Consider the following 13,106-nt stretch of genomic DNA (forward strand, 5'->3'; position numbering starts at 1 on the left):
CCGCAGCCAACTCCTCACTCAGCACACACGGTCAACGAAACGACCGATCAAGAAGACACGCCATCACGGACCGCACATGACCAAGCACTACTAGGCGTGCTGGAAACATCGGTGCCACCCGGCGGCGGCGCACTCCCGCACGCCCACGGACGCGAGGAGGAAGCGTTCTACGTCCTGTCCGGCGACTTCGACTTCGTCAACGGCGACGAGATCATCAAAGCCGGCCCCGGCGACCTCCTCTTCGTCCCCCGGGGAAACCGGCACGGCTTCACCAACACCGGCGACCTGCCCGCCAGACTGCTCACCCTCATCATGCCCGGCGGACACGAGGGCTTCTGGCTCGACAACGGCATCGACCCCGAGCCCGGCAAGACAGCACCTCCCCTGACACCGCAGGACCTCGCGGCCCTCACCGCGGAGCTGGTCAGGCACCAGGTAACGATCATGCCCGACCGTGAACCCTGACAGCGGCCTAGGGCCTGTTGCGAAAGTGAGTACTGAGGTCGCGCTAGTGCCGCGTCAGCCAACGTTTGCCTGGTCTCGGCAGATCGCTCTGTCGACTGGTGGGAGAGTGCGGACATGGAGATTGCCAACCGCACGCTGACGGTGGACGTGATCGCGGCATTGACGTACTGGCCTGGCATCATCTGGGGAGGTCAGAAGAACCCTCCGGACCCGGTGGATCTCACTGTTCTGCCCCCTTTCTTCAACGAGGTGCTGCAGGATCTTCCCTGGTGGAACCGCGACTGGAAGGTCAGCCACGTCGAACCGGGTCTGCCCTTGGAGATCGGGAGTGATCACCACGGTCACCCTTCAAGGTTCACTGAGGTGTCAATGCCGGGCACGGTTGGTTCCGGCGGTGATGAGAACCTGCCCTTCGTTGCGAAGGTCGGGTTTGCGGGTGACCGACTGATCCGATTTCAAGCCAAGATCGACGACGTGGTTCTCGGTCCTGCCGTTGCCCCTGCTGGACGGCTGGAGCCACATCCGTTCGCAAGGGTGCTCACCAGGTTGATGGACCTGCGCGGGATTCCGGTCAAGAGGATGGCAAGGGAAACCGCACGTTCGATGTCCACCATCCACATGCTTCGCAGCGGAAGGCATAACCCGGAGCCGCTTCTTACCCAGGAGATCGCCAAGGTTCTGGGCATGTCCGAAGCAGATGTCAGAGTCATCGCTGGACTCGACGACGGCAGTACGCAGTAACTGACAGGCAGCGGCGTCACGATGTGGCGTTGGCGCTGCGTCAAACGACGCTCGCCCTGTTGATCACGGTGCGGAGGCGCTTGTCGGCGGCGTGCCCGTTTCGCCAGATGATGTAGCGGCGGATCATGCTGCCCTGGGCCTTGTGGGTGGGGTGGTCGGTGCCGTCAAGGGTGAAGTAGCGCAGGGCGGTGAACTGGGCCTCGATGCGGTTCAGCCAGGAGCTGTTGGTGGGCGCGCGGCCGTTGGCACGATGGCGGTTCCTGTCAGCCGCCCTTGGTCAGACGCGCGCAGGAGTTCAGGGCGTCGGTGGCCTCGTTCCAGTTGCAGATGGAGAACCACACCCCACTGACGCGGTAGAAGGAATCGTCGCCGAACGAATAGAACTGACTGTCGTGGACGCGGTACTCCCGAAGAACGCCCTGATCGCTGTGCACGACGAGGCTGGAGCCCCATCCGTCGCCATCGTTCAGGTCCCCCACCTTGATGTCTTCCAGGTAGGCGGTGTAACTGCTGCCGACTTTCTCGTAGTGGTAGCGCACAGACGCGTAGGAAGCGTTGTTGGGAGCAATGCTCAATACCTGTGGATCAGCCCTGACGGAAGGAGGCGTACCTTCCCGATGGATCGATCGATAGGTCATCGAGCAAGGCCGACGTTGCCGCGCCGGTCGGGAAGGCACGCCCGTGCTTACGGTAGTCAACGAGGACGGCAGCACGCCAAGCGGCAGTTCGCTGCTGGATGAGATCGTCCGGGAGGGTGCGCGGCGGATGCTGGCCGCCGCGCTGGAGGCCGAAGTCAACTCCTACATAGCCGAGTTGGCCGATGAGCGCGATACCAAGGGGCGCCGCCTGGTGGTCCGCAACGGCTACCACCAGCCTCGCCAGGTCACCACCGCGGCCGGCGTGGTCGAGGTGAAGGCGCCGCGGGTGAACGACAAGCGCGTCGATGCCGAGACGGGCGAGCGCAAGTGGTTCTCCTCGAAGATTCTGCCGCCGTGGTGCCGTAAATCCCCGAAGATCAGCGAGGTGCTGCCGCTGCTCTACCTGCACGGACTGTCGTCCGGCGACTTCGCACCCGCCCTGGAGCAGTTCCTCGGCAGCTCGGCGGGGCTCTCTCCGGCGACGGTCATCCGGTTGACCCAGCAGTGGCAGGCCGATCACGCCGCGTTCAGGGGCCGCGACCTCGCAGAGGTCGACTACGTGTACGTGTGGGCCGACGGCATCCACCTCAACGTCCGCCTGGAGGAGGCCAAAGCCTGCGTCCTGGTCCTGGTCGGGGTGCGTGCCGACGGCTCCAAGGAGCTGGTCGCCCTCAAGGACGGCTACCGCGAGTCGGGCGAGTCGTGGGCCGATCTACTGCGGGACTGCGCCCGCCGGGGCATGCGCGCCCCGGTCCTCGCGGTCGGTGACGGTGCCCTGGGCTTCTGGAAGGCGCTGGCCGAGGTGTTCCCCGCCACCCGCGAGCAAAGGTGCTGGGTTCACAAAACCGCAAACGTGCTCGACTCCCTGCCGAAGTCCGCGCAGCCGGGAGCAAAGAAGGCGGTCCAGGACATCTACAGTGCCGAAGACAAGCGGAACGCCGAGGCGGCGATCAAGACGTTCGTGCAGCTCTACGGGGCGAAGTTCCCCAAGGCCGTCAAGAAGATCACCGACGACCGGGACCAACTGCTGACGTTTTTCGACTTCCCGGCCGAGCACTGGGTCCATATGCGGACCACGAATCCGATCGAGTCCACGTTCGCCACCGTCCGGCTGCGGACCAAGGTCACCCGCGGTGCCGGCCCCCGCACCGCCGCCCTGACGATGGTCTTCAAGCTCGTCGAGTCCGCCCAGCAGCGGTGGCGAGCGGTGAACGCACCCCACCTCGTCGCCCTCGTCCGGGCCGGAACCCGCTTCAAACGCGGCCGACTCGTCGAACGCTCCGATGCGATTGCGGCATGATCGAGACCAGCCGATTCCCTGGGGGCCGACGTGGCATGGTCCGAACACACGGTGGTGCGAGACGACGTCCGGCTTGCCTGCCGGGACTGGGGCGGGCCGGGAGAGCCCATCGTGCTGCTGCACGGCCTGGCCGGTCACGCGGGTGAATGGGATGTGCTGGCACAACGCTTGAGTTCCCGGTATCGGGTCGTCGCGGTCGACCAGCGCGGGCACGGCGCCAGCGAGCGCCACCCGCGGGACGTCTCCCGCGCCGCCTACGTCGCCGACGTCATCGCCGTTGTCGATCAGCTGGCGCTGCGGCGGCCCGTCCTGGTCGGCCAGTCGCTGGGCGGGCACACGGCCATGATCACCGCCGCCGCACATCCCGGGTTCGTCCGCGCGCTCGTGCTCGTCGAGGCCGGCCCCGGCGGTTCAAACCCGGACGGCCCCGCGGACATCGGCGGATGGCTCGACTCGTGGCCGACGCCGTTCCCCTCACGCGAAGCGGCAGCCGCGTTCTTCGGCGGCGGACCAGTCGGCGCGGGCTGGACGGCCGGGCTGGAGGAACGCGAGGGCGGATGGTGGCCTCGCTTCGACCGGGACGTGATGGTCCGCTCGCTGGCGGAGAACGCCCAGCGTTCCTTCCAACACGAGTGGGGGCAGGTCGCGTGTCCCATCCTGGTCGTCCTGGCCCAATCCAGCTTCCTCCCTGCGCAGGAAGCCGACGAGATGCTCCGGCAGCGACCCGCCACCGTGGCCATGAGCATCCCCGGCACCGGCCACGACCTGCACCTGGAACAGCCCGAGATCCTGCACACCGCGCTCGCGGCCTTCCTCAGGGGCCTCGCCTGAAACCCCTGCACGGTCACAACGACACCAAAGTCAGACCCCGCACATAGCCATCGATCCACAGGTCTTGACAATTACTCTGACGTACGACCAGGCCAAGGCCCGGGGGATCGTCGAGCAGTCGATCCGCAAGGAGGCCGCGGCGAAGAACCGCCCGGCGGATCTGATCGACATCGCGCTGGAGAAGGTGGTGGAAGCCGGGCTGGAGCTGCCCGGGTTCTCGACCTTCGACAAGATGGCCTCGAAAATCCGCACCGAGGTGAACGCCTCGATCTGTGTGGGCATCCACGACCGCATGAGCGCTGCTCAGCGGGCGGGGCTCATGCGGCTGCTGGAGGACCGTGACAGCGACGGGACGACGCTGTTCAACCGGCTGAAGAAGCCCGCCAGGGGCCCGACCTGGTCGCACTTCAAGAACCTGACCAAGCGTCTGGAATGGCTGGACGAGCTGGGCGACACCGATGTGTGGATGGAGGGTGTCGCCGCGGGAAAGGTCACCGATTTCGCCGGGGAAACGGACGCCTCGGAGCTGCGAGACTTCGCCCCCGTCAAGCGCATCGCACTGGTCGCGGCCCTGACGCACAAGGCGAGGATGCGGGTGCGGGACGACCTGGCGACGATGTTCTGCAAGCGTGTGGCGACGAAGATCAAGAAGGCCAAGGCGGAGCTGGAAGAGATCCGGCTCGCCGAGCGGGAGATCGTCCCTGATCGGGAACTACCGCACGGTGCTCAAGCGCAGCGACGAGGGGGCGGCCCGGCCCAGGAGGCACTCACGAAGGCCGCGGCCATGACCGCCGAGGTCCGCCAGGCTCTGGATGGTCTGGACGCGGAGACGTCGGTTGACGAGGTCGCGACGCGGCTGGAGGGCAGGGTCTCCCCGGCGGTCCTCGCCCTTGGTGAAGGCCCAGGTGGTGCAGGCTGGCGGGTTCGAAGCGATCACCCGCGCGGTGGACGGCTTCGGCGGATTCGCGAAGCAGTACGAGCAGATCGAGAAGGTCTCTGCCCATCACGGCAACTTCTGGAAGTGTTGCTGTACGGGCAGATCGGCCGGGACCGGGCGGTGATGTTCGACCTTGCCGACAACGACAAGCTGAAGTTCACCGCGACCAGCGAGGACAGCCGGGTGCTGGACGCACTCGCGCACTCCCAGCGGCACCAGGCGGCCCGCGGCGAGTACATCACCGCCTTCAACGAGGAGGGTAAGGAGGTCGACCTCTCCTTCGCCACCCAGAACTGGCGCAAGGCGGCGGTCGACAAGACCCGAACCGGGCAGTTCGTGCGCAAGCACTTCGAGGCGATGGTCTTCACCGCGCTCGCCGAGGAACTGCGCACCGGCGACGTCGCGGTGGTCGGCTCGGAGGAGTACGCCGACTGGTCCGAGCAGCTTCTGGCCTGGGAAACACCCATCCAAGCCGTGAGACAGCGGGAAGCTGCTCAGCGCCTCGTCTCGTACCTGGTCAGGACCACGCCGCCGGGAAACGTCCGCGTCTCCACCAGGTTGAGGTTCACCCAGCTGTCCAGCGCGGTGAAGAACGGCGTGCCGCTGCCCACCAGGACCGGATGGGCGGCGATCGCGTACTCGTCGATCAGCCCGGCGCGCATGGCCGCCCCGGCAAGCGTTGCGCCGCCGATGTTCATTGGGCCGCCGTCCTCGGCCTTGAGCCGGGTGATCTCGGCGATCGCGTCACCGGTGACCAGGCGGGTGTTCCAGACGACCTTGTCGATCGTCGAGGAGAACACTACCTTCGGTGTGTCCCGCCAGTTCCGCGCGAACTCGATCTCCGCCGGGGTGGCGTTGGGCTGCTGGTCTCCGGTCGGCCAGTATGAGCTCATCGTCTCCCATAGCTTGCGCCCGTACAGTGACAGGCCACTCGCCTGCTCGTGGTCGAGCCACCACTGGAACAGCTCGTCGCTCGGCGGTCCGCTCCAGCCGATGTCGTCGCCGGCCGCGGCGATGTAGCCGTCCAGGGTCAGGTTCATACCGTAGATCAGTTTCCGCATGGCTCAGCCTTCCGTCCGTGGGTGTCTGGCGTATAGACCAGCGCGGCGCGGGAAACTCATCGGTGCGCGATCTGGGCTCGCCGGTAGTCCTCGTGCTCGGGGCTCAGCGTGGTGTACTCGGCCGACACGGGCAGCCGCCTGATCTCGACCTCGCCCTGGCGAGGAAATGCCGCGGATTTGAGACTGATCATGGGTGACAAGGCCGTGAGACAGCCAAGAACGCCCAGGTCACGCGAGATCGACATGTCACGAGCGGCGAGACCCTACAGAATCGGGCCCCGGTGCCTTCAGGGGCGGGAGTGCCCGCTGGCGGTTGGCCGGTGGTCACATCTGGAAGGTGGGTTGGCCCTGCGGAACGTGCGAAGTGGCCGCAGGGCCGTCCCGGGAGCACCGTCCTGTAAACAGACCAACGGCAAGGTCGAACGTCTCAACCGCACCCTGCTCGACGAATGGGCCCACGCCCGCCCCTACCGCTCGGAACAGGAACGACGAGACGCGTTCCCCCAGTGGCTGCACACCTACAATCACCACCGCGGACACACCGCGCTCGCAGGTAAACCACCCGCCAGCCGCGTCCCCAACCTCACAGGGCAATACACCTAGGGCTCGCCGTCCAACCGTGGCCCAGCCGGCGAGTCGGGAACAGGAGGCTCAGCGGGCCAGCAGGTCCTGGATCGCCTCGGCGATCTCCTCGGGTGCCTCCTCGGCCATGAAGTGCCCTGCTCGGGTCAGCCGGTGGTCCAGATCCGGCGCCCACACCTTCCACACCCCGGCAGCGTCGTAACCCAACTGCGCGCCCCAGTCCTGCTGGACGACCGTCACGGGCATGGCCAGCTGTGACCCGGCGTCCAGGTCCGCCTGGTCGTGCATGACGTCGATGCCCGCCGAGGCTCGGTAGTCCGCGACGATCGACGTCACCGCCGCGGCGCTCGCCCGCAGGTATTCGGCACGCACATCCTCCGGCATGGCGGTCGGGTCGTTGGCCCAGGTATCGAGGAACGAGCCGAAGAACGCATCCGAGCTGTTGGCGATCATCGCCTCCGGCAGACCTGGCGGCTGCGCCATGAGGAAGAGGTGGTAGCCGACCGCCGCCGAGACGCCGTGCAGGACGTTCCACATGTCGAGCGTCGGCACGATGTCGAGTATGCCCAGGTGCGTGATGGTCTCCGGGTGGTCCAACCCCGCCCGGAAGGCGACCAGGGCGCCCCGGTCGTGGCCGACGAGGGCAAAGCGCTCGTGACCGAGCGCCGCCGCCAGGGACACGACGTCGCCGGCCATGGTGCGCTTGGCGTACACATCGGGGTCGGTGGCCGCCGGCTTGTCGCTGGCGCCGTAGCCCCGCAAATCAGGACAAATCACCGTGTGCCCGTCGGCGAGCCGCTCGGCGACGTGTCGCCACATCAAGTGGGTCTGGGGGAAACCGTGCAACTGCACGACCGGGCTGCCGCTGCCGCCGACAACTGCAGCCAGCTCCACACCGTCCGCACCGGGCAGGCGGATGTGATCGAAACCGGGAATGGTAAGCGTCATGAGGGACCGTCCTTGCGGGTCGGGGACTTGACCGGATCAGCTTGAGCGACGGCGATCAGCAACCGATCAGTACGGTTGGGAGCAGTCGGCCCCTGGCACGGAGGATGGGGGCATGCGAATCGACGTGCTCGGCGCCGTGCGGGCCCTCCGCGACGACGGCAGCCCGGTTGACCTGGGCGGACCCCGCCATCGTGAGGTACTCGCCCGGCTCGTCGCCGCCGAGGGGCGGATGGTCACCACCGACACCCTCGTCGATGACCTGTGGACCGATCCACCTGCCCGCGCCGTGGGCGCTTTGCATACGTTCGTCGCCGCGCTGCGCCGCACCCTCGAACCCGACCGGCCGCCCCGCAACCCGCCGCGCGTCATCGTCACCGAAGGTCCCGGCTACGCGCTGCGCCTGCCGCGCGAGGACGTGGACGTCCACCGGTTCCAGGACACCCTGGCCCGAGCCCGGCGCAACCCCGACGCGGTGACCGACCTCGGCACGGTACTCGCGGACTGGCGTGGACCCGCCTACGCCGATGTGCCCGGCTCCCCATGGGCGCAGCGCGAGCGGACCCGGCTGGAGGAGCTGAGGTTGGAGGGGGTGGAACTGCGCGCCCGTATCCTCCTCGACTCCGGGGAAGGGGCCGATCTCGTCGCCGAACTGGGTGCCCACGTCGCCGAACATCCGTGGCGCGAGCCGGCCTGGGGGCTGCTTGCCCGCGCGCTCCACCGCGCAGGCCGCAAGGCCGACGCACTGGCCACCCTCCGCCGCGCCCGCACGATGCTCGTTGAGCAACTCGGGCTCGACCCTGGTGCCGACCTCCAACGCCTGGAGACGGACATCCTCAACGGGTCCGTGCCCACCGAAGGCGCACATACCGCGTGGACCGGCCATGGCGTCCGTCTCGGCCCGCGCACCACCGTGGATCTGGCCCGCACCCTCGCACTGGCGGGCGGCGAAGCCCTCGTCCACTCCCGGCGCGACCGCCTCGCCGCCATTCATGCGGCGGAACGCACGGGAGACCTCTCCCTGACCGCCCGGATCATCGGCGCCTACGACGTGCCCGCCATCTGGAGCCGGGCCGATGACCCCGAACAGTCCCGCGCCGTCGTCGCGGCTGCCGAACGCACGCTCACCGCGCTCGACCCCGACGGCCCCGCCGACCTGCCCGCCCGTCTCCTGGCCACGATCGCCGTCGAAAGCCGCAGCGCCGACCTGTCCAGGACCGAGCTGCAGCACGCACAGCAGGCGGCACTGCAGGCCGAGACACTGGCACGGCACCTGGCCGACCCCGCCCTGCTGGCCTTCGCCCTCAACGGTGTGTTCCTGCAGTCCTTCACCCGCCCCGGGCTCGCGGCGGCACGGGACAAGCTCGGCGCCGAGATCCTCGACCTGGCCACCCGGCACGACCTGCCGAACTTCGCCGTACTCGGCCGACTCGTCCGCCTGCAATCCGCCTCGGCCCTCGGCGACCTCGACGCCGCAACCTCGCACGCCGACGCAGCCGAACAGCTCGCCGCCACCACCGAGGCGCCCCTCGTCCCCGTCCTCACCGGGTGGTTCAGGGCCTGGGCCACGGCCGCCCGCAGCGCCGAACCCGGCGGACCGACCGCCGCCACGGCCGCAGCGCACTACCGCGCTGCCGAGGACGCCCTCCAAACGGCCGGAATGCCTGGGCTGCACCGCGGCCTGTTCCCGCTCGCCCTGCTGGGGCTGCGCCTGCTGCACGACCAGCCGGCGCCCACCAACCCGCACCTCGACTGGGGCCCGTACCGACCCTGGGCGCGCCCCCTCGTGCTGCTCGCCCGGGACCGAGTCGAGGAGGCCCGTGCCGCCCTCGCCGCAGTGCCCGAACCACCGCGCGACCACATGCAGGAAGCGCTGTGGTGCCTGACCACCCGCGCTGCCGTACGCCTCGGCGAGCGCGGAATCGCCGCACGCGCCCAGGCTGCACTGCGCCATGCCCGCGCCGAACACGCCGGCGCCGCCAGCGGAATGCTGACCCTGGGCCCGGTGGCGTGCTACCTGGCTGAGGCGGAGGCATGCGCCGGAGCGGGGTAAGCGACCGCAATTGTAGGTTCTCCGGTTCGCTGTCATATGGCGATGCTGTGACCTGCTGTTCTCCTTCGTGTCTCAGGCAGTGACGGATGAGTTGAGTCTCAGGATCGTGTCACTTCCTTCGACCGCCTCCGACGGAGTTGACCAGGTCATGCGCGATTCAGATCGAGGCTCCGAGGACCTTCCGCAGGAGCTCGCCGAACTCTGCAGGGTGCGTGGTCAGTCCGATGTGCCCGCCGGGGAAGTGCTGGAGCTCCGTGCCGAGACGCTCGGCCAGGAAGACTGCCGAGCGGTAGGGCAGCTCACCGCGTGAGTCCTGGCCACCGGCGATCACGAGCCGGTCCGACAGCGCCTCCAGCTGACGGATATCCGGCGCGTAGGACATGAAGCTGGGCACGATGCGCCCGACGAAGTACGGCAGGTTGGCCATCGTCTGCTCGGCCCGCGCCGCTGCTTTGGGCGGAAGCTTGAGCTCGGCCTCCGGCTCGGTGGCGTCGCCGTCCTTCTTGAGGCCCGCAGCAAACACGGCCATCGCCGGCATGAGCCCTTGGGTGCGGAACGTGTCCTGCACGTGTGCGATGAGTGCGCGGTGTTCAGCCGCGTCCGGCAGAACCTCCACTACTGGCGGCTCGTGCGCCACAACGCGTGCGATGCGTTCGGGGTGCGCGGTGAGCAGGTGCAGGGCGGCGATCGCGCCCGAACTGGCGCCGAATACCAGGGCGGGCTCATCAGGCGACAGCAGTTCCAGCATCCGGAACGCGTCATCGGCGTGCTCGGCCACTTGCTGCTCGGCGTCGGGGTTGTCCAGCGTGCTGCGGGACATGCCGCGCGGGTCGTAGGTCGCGACTGTGTATTCGGCGGCCAGGTCGTCGGCCATGCCGTCGAAGGAGGCCGCGCCGCCCGTCCCGCCGGGGATCAACAGCAGGAGCGGGCCCTGGCCTCGCACTTCGTAGTGCAGGGTCGCGCCGTTCACACACAGGCTGCCGATGGTCGGGTCGGTCATGAGGAGTCTCCTTCTCGAGACGGGGGCCAGTGCTCCAGGAGGGTGTGCAGGGCGTCGAGCGCGCAGATCCAGGACTGCTGTGGCGAACGCTTGTGCGCGAAGCCGCCCGCCGCTTCCAGGGCGACGAATCCGTGGAACGTGCTGCGCAGCAACCGGACCGCGTCGGTCAGGTCCGGCTCGGCCAGTCCGTAGCCGCGCAGCATGCCGTAGGTCAGCTCGACCGCGCGCCGTGGTCCGGGCGCTTTTGCGGCCAGCTCGGGGTCGATCTGGATCGGGGTCTGCGTTGCCATGTAGCGGCCCGGATGCTTGTGGGCGTACTCCCGCCAGGCATTCGCAAACGCGATCAGCGCGTCCTTGCCGGCTCGCCCGGCAGTCGCCTCCGCGATGCGGATGGTCTTCTCGTCCGCTGCCAGCAGCGCGATCCGACCGCGCAGATCCTCCAGGCTGCGAACGTGCGTGTAGAGGCTCGCGTCCTTCACGCCCAACCGCCGCGCCACCTGCGACATGGTCACTTGGTCGAGCCCGACGTCGTCCGCCAGCTCTGCGCCCGCGATCGTCACCCGATCCGCTGTCAGCCCGGCCCGCACCATGCACCCTCCTAAGGTCCTTGGGGCTCTAGTTTTAGCCTAGGGATCCTAGGAAAACAATCGAGGACGCAATCAACAAGGGCGTCCGCGGGATCACGGACTGCCCGACAGTTCCCCGGCTGGTGGGCTGGTCAGGGCATCACTCAGGAAGGCCGGTGCCCGTGCGGGCCCGGTCGGCCGCCCGGAGGGCAGCGTCGTGGGAGGCTCCGCCGCGGGCTCGGAGGGGGATCTTGTGGGTGTGGGCCATCTCGCCATGTTCGCGGTGCGTGGCATGAATGTCGTGCTGTGACCTGGGGCTTCTCGTCCTGTCTCACGTCGCGGCCGAGGACATCTACCTCATGGCCGTGTCATTTCCTCGTCAGGGATCTTGTTGATCGCGGTGACCACTCGTTTGCCGAAGCTGGTCAGCTTCATGACTCTGCCGCGCGTAGCTCGTTCCAACAGGGGCTGTCCGAGGTCTGCTTCCAACTGGTTGATCTGGTTCACCAGCGTTGACCGATTGATGTTGAGGGCTCGTGCTGCCTCATGCATCGACGGGAAGGACCACGAGGCGGCGAAGTTTCGCATCCTCTGCCATGCGAAGGGACTGGTGAGGCCGTTTCGCAGGATGGCTGGGAGATGGACGGCGAGTTCGGTTGTTCGGCGGGCGGCATGGTGGCTTGCTCCTCCGCTGCGACGGAGGGGGATGCTATGGACGCGCGCCCAGCGGGCCATGTTCGAGCGGCTCATGCCTTGCTCGCGGGCCAGGTCGGGCAGGGGCCGTCGGTGGACGACGTACTGCTCGAAGAGCCAGGACCGTTCAATGGTCACGCGGGGCTGGCGGCCTTGGAAGCCGGCGATCGGGATGTCATATTCGCGGGCAAGGTCGGTCAGCAAGCCGCGGGAGAAGCCAGTCATGTCAGCGATTGCCTGGAGTGAGTGGTGTTCGTCGAGATAGAGGCGTGTGAGGACGTCCTTCGGGATTTCGCGGCGGGCTCGCTGGCGGATCTGGACGGTGGATCACGCTGAGCGTTCGGTCAACTCGGCTGCCGGGGCAGGGTGTTCGTCCAGGACGTAGCGGATGGCAGCGATGCTGGTGTCGAGCACGCGGGCCGCATGTTGGACGGGGCGCTTGTGCTGGCGGACGAGTTGGTGGAGGCGGGAGACGTCGATGTGATCCGGGTCGGATCCGGGCAGGTCGAGACCGCTCAGCAGCGTGGCGGACGGCTGCCAGGTGATCGGCTCGTTGTGGATGCGGTTCTCGGCGAGGAAGTGCCTTGCTTCTCCAGCCAGCGCATCGGCGAGTGCGGGGGTTTGAAGGGCCGCGAAGAAGGCGCTCTGTTGCCTGAACTCCGCTTCGGTGACGTTCTGGTGGCGGGGGAACGCTTCGGCGGGGAGGCCGCTGATGCGTTGGAAGAGCTGGCTTCGGACGATCTGTTCGCGGGGCCCTCTGCCGACCGGGGTGCCGGTGTTGCGACAGATCTGTGACCGGCGGCTGCGGGGAAGCAGACGGGTGTAGTCGAGGCGGCGTCGCCGCTGATAGTCGATAGGCACCTCGGTGGCATCGAGACGATCAGCGAGCCGGACCAGGGCAACAGCCGTGTCGGTCCACTGCGGCTGATCCTGAAGCCACTGCAGAATGCGGAAGATGTTGATCCCGGTGGTGGCCGAGCCGAGGCGTCCGGCAACGTCCTCGAGTCGCGCTTTGCTACCGACGATCAGCAGGGAAGCGGCAAGGACCGGGGCGATAGCGCGGGGATAGACCCCTTCTGGCGGAGTGAGCCGCGAAGTCCAGACAGGCCAGAACATGCTGGGGATCTTCCGGGCTCTTCGGTCGATATCCCGGCTCTTCTCCGTGCGGCGGGGCATGGCGGTGGGGGTGCGATGCCGGAGGGCCTTGACCCAAGGCCGGGTAGTTAGCGTTTTCGCTGGTCACGCAAGCCCGTTGAGGGATTCCGTGCGTGGAGCAGCGGAGCTCGTTGGTACA

15 protein-coding genes and 2 pseudogenes are annotated in these 13,106 nt (G+C 67.8%); 6 read left to right on the forward strand and 11 right to left on the reverse strand.

The window, feature by feature from the left end; genetic code table 11:
- Nucleotides 1-96 precede the first annotated feature (96 nt).
- Nucleotides 97-465 carry a cupin domain-containing protein gene (locus ACFYY7_RS43770; RefSeq protein WP_388671539.1) on the forward strand — a complete coding sequence of 123 codons (369 nt, stop codon included), beginning with the start codon at nt 97-99 and terminating at the stop codon, nt 463-465.
- Between the two features lie 114 nt (nt 466-579).
- Nucleotides 580-1,206, forward strand: a complete 627-nt coding sequence (locus ACFYY7_RS43775; RefSeq protein WP_388671542.1) for an XRE family transcriptional regulator — start codon at nt 580-582, stop codon at nt 1,204-1,206.
- Nucleotides 1,207-1,246: 40 nt separating this feature from the next.
- Here ACFYY7_RS43775 and ACFYY7_RS43780 read toward each other — a convergent pair.
- Together ACFYY7_RS43780 and ACFYY7_RS43785 are read right to left on the reverse strand one after the other, a co-directional pair.
- Nucleotides 1,247-1,438 (reverse strand): annotated as a pseudogene (locus ACFYY7_RS43780) (transposase); the annotation flags it as partial.
- Nucleotides 1,439-1,469: 31 nt separating this feature from the next.
- On the reverse strand, nt 1,470-1,844 hold the full coding sequence (locus ACFYY7_RS43785; RefSeq protein WP_388671545.1) for a hypothetical protein: 375 nt from the start codon (nt 1,842-1,844) through the stop codon (nt 1,470-1,472).
- A gap of 43 nt (nt 1,845-1,887) precedes the next feature.
- Here ACFYY7_RS43785 and ACFYY7_RS43790 point away from each other — a divergent pair, with 43 nt between their 5' ends.
- Nucleotides 1,888-3,144: an IS256 family transposase gene (locus ACFYY7_RS43790; RefSeq protein ID WP_388671548.1), complete on the forward strand. Its 1,257-nt coding sequence runs from the start codon at nt 1,888-1,890 to the stop codon at nt 3,142-3,144.
- Nucleotides 3,145-3,174: 30 nt separating this feature from the next.
- Nucleotides 3,175-3,975, forward strand: a complete 801-nt coding sequence (locus ACFYY7_RS43795) for an alpha/beta fold hydrolase (RefSeq protein ID WP_388671551.1) — start codon at nt 3,175-3,177, stop codon at nt 3,973-3,975.
- A gap of 30 nt (nt 3,976-4,005) precedes the next feature.
- On the opposite strand, the gene ACFYY7_RS43800 is transcribed toward ACFYY7_RS43795, so the two are convergent.
- The 4 genes from ACFYY7_RS43800 to ACFYY7_RS43815 form a co-directional block, all read right to left on the reverse strand.
- The gene (locus ACFYY7_RS43800; protein WP_388671554.1) at nt 4,006-4,257 is read right to left on the reverse strand and encodes a hypothetical protein; all 252 of its coding nucleotides are present in this window, start codon (nt 4,255-4,257) and stop codon (nt 4,006-4,008) included.
- A 721-nt stretch (nt 4,258-4,978) separates the two neighbouring features.
- A complete protein-coding gene (locus tag ACFYY7_RS43805; protein ID WP_388671557.1) occupies nt 4,979-5,260 on the reverse strand; it encodes a hypothetical protein in 282 nt (93 codons plus the stop codon).
- 146 nt (nt 5,261-5,406) lie between these two features.
- Nucleotides 5,407-5,973, reverse strand: coding sequence for a dihydrofolate reductase family protein (locus tag ACFYY7_RS43810; protein WP_388671560.1), 567 nt, complete (start codon nt 5,971-5,973; stop codon nt 5,407-5,409).
- Nucleotides 5,974-6,029: 56 nt separating this feature from the next.
- The gene (locus ACFYY7_RS43815; protein ID WP_388671563.1) at nt 6,030-6,164 is read right to left on the reverse strand and encodes a hypothetical protein; all 135 of its coding nucleotides are present in this window, start codon (nt 6,162-6,164) and stop codon (nt 6,030-6,032) included.
- 199 nt (nt 6,165-6,363) lie between these two features.
- Here ACFYY7_RS43815 and ACFYY7_RS43820 point away from each other — a divergent pair.
- Nucleotides 6,364-6,576, forward strand: a pseudogene (locus ACFYY7_RS43820) (integrase core domain-containing protein); the annotation flags it as partial.
- A gap of 48 nt (nt 6,577-6,624) precedes the next feature.
- On the opposite strand, the gene ACFYY7_RS43825 reads toward ACFYY7_RS43820, so the two are convergent.
- Entirely contained in the window at nt 6,625-7,503 is an 879-nt protein-coding gene (locus ACFYY7_RS43825) for an alpha/beta fold hydrolase (RefSeq protein WP_388671566.1), read from the reverse strand.
- Between the two features lie 112 nt (nt 7,504-7,615).
- On the opposite strand from ACFYY7_RS43825, the gene ACFYY7_RS43830 reads away from it, so the two are divergent.
- Nucleotides 7,616-9,553: a BTAD domain-containing putative transcriptional regulator gene (locus ACFYY7_RS43830; RefSeq protein WP_388671569.1), complete on the forward strand. Its 1,938-nt coding sequence runs from the start codon at nt 7,616-7,618 to the stop codon at nt 9,551-9,553.
- 157 nt (nt 9,554-9,710) lie between these two features.
- Here the strand turns inward: ACFYY7_RS43830 and ACFYY7_RS43835 are convergent, their stop codons facing one another.
- From ACFYY7_RS43835 to ACFYY7_RS43850, 4 genes are all read right to left on the reverse strand, one after another.
- Nucleotides 9,711-10,553, reverse strand: a complete 843-nt coding sequence (locus ACFYY7_RS43835) for an alpha/beta fold hydrolase (RefSeq protein WP_388671572.1) — start codon at nt 10,551-10,553, stop codon at nt 9,711-9,713.
- Nucleotides 10,550-11,143, reverse strand: coding sequence for a TetR/AcrR family transcriptional regulator (locus ACFYY7_RS43840; RefSeq protein ID WP_388671575.1), 594 nt, complete (start codon nt 11,141-11,143; stop codon nt 10,550-10,552). Before ACFYY7_RS43840 ends, ACFYY7_RS43835 begins: the two co-directional genes overlap by 4 nt.
- 333 nt (nt 11,144-11,476) lie before the next feature.
- Nucleotides 11,477-12,037 carry a LysR family transcriptional regulator gene (locus ACFYY7_RS43845; RefSeq protein WP_388671578.1) on the reverse strand — a complete coding sequence of 187 codons (561 nt, stop codon included), beginning with the start codon at nt 12,035-12,037 and terminating at the stop codon, nt 11,477-11,479.
- Between the two features lie 102 nt (nt 12,038-12,139).
- Nucleotides 12,140-12,928, reverse strand: a complete 789-nt coding sequence (locus tag ACFYY7_RS43850) for a hypothetical protein (RefSeq protein ID WP_388671580.1) — start codon at nt 12,926-12,928, stop codon at nt 12,140-12,142.
- Between the last annotated feature and the right edge of the window lie 178 nt (nt 12,929-13,106).

Source organism: Streptomyces sp. NPDC001933, from assembly GCF_042890955.1.
Lineage (GTDB): Bacteria > Actinomycetota > Actinomycetes > Streptomycetales > Streptomycetaceae > Streptomyces.

Coding starts and splice junctions, on each gene's coding strand:
- ACFYY7_RS43810 (WP_388671560.1), bottom strand. CDS start 5,973: ATGCGGAAACTGATCTACGGTATGAACCTGACCCTGGACGGCTACATC.
- ACFYY7_RS43835 (WP_388671572.1), bottom strand. CDS start 10,553: ATGACCGACCCGACCATCGGCAGCCTGTGTGTGAACGGCGCGACCCTG.
- ACFYY7_RS43775 (WP_388671542.1), top strand. CDS start 580: ATGGAGATTGCCAACCGCACGCTGACGGTGGACGTGATCGCGGCATTG.
- ACFYY7_RS43815 (WP_388671563.1), bottom strand. CDS start 6,164: ATGATCAGTCTCAAATCCGCGGCATTTCCTCGCCAGGGCGAGGTCGAG.
- ACFYY7_RS43850 (WP_388671580.1), bottom strand. CDS start 12,928: ATGTTCTGGCCTGTCTGGACTTCGCGGCTCACTCCGCCAGAAGGGGTC.
- ACFYY7_RS43830 (WP_388671569.1), top strand. CDS start 7,616: ATGCGAATCGACGTGCTCGGCGCCGTGCGGGCCCTCCGCGACGACGGC.
- ACFYY7_RS43785 (WP_388671545.1), bottom strand. CDS start 1,844: ATGACCTATCGATCGATCCATCGGGAAGGTACGCCTCCTTCCGTCAGG.
- ACFYY7_RS43845 (WP_388671578.1), bottom strand. CDS start 12,037: ATGACTGGCTTCTCCCGCGGCTTGCTGACCGACCTTGCCCGCGAATAT.
- ACFYY7_RS43825 (WP_388671566.1), bottom strand. CDS start 7,503: ATGACGCTTACCATTCCCGGTTTCGATCACATCCGCCTGCCCGGTGCG.
- ACFYY7_RS43800 (WP_388671554.1), bottom strand. CDS start 4,257: ATGCCCACACAGATCGAGGCGTTCACCTCGGTGCGGATTTTCGAGGCC.
- ACFYY7_RS43840 (WP_388671575.1), bottom strand. CDS start 11,143: ATGGTGCGGGCCGGGCTGACAGCGGATCGGGTGACGATCGCGGGCGCA.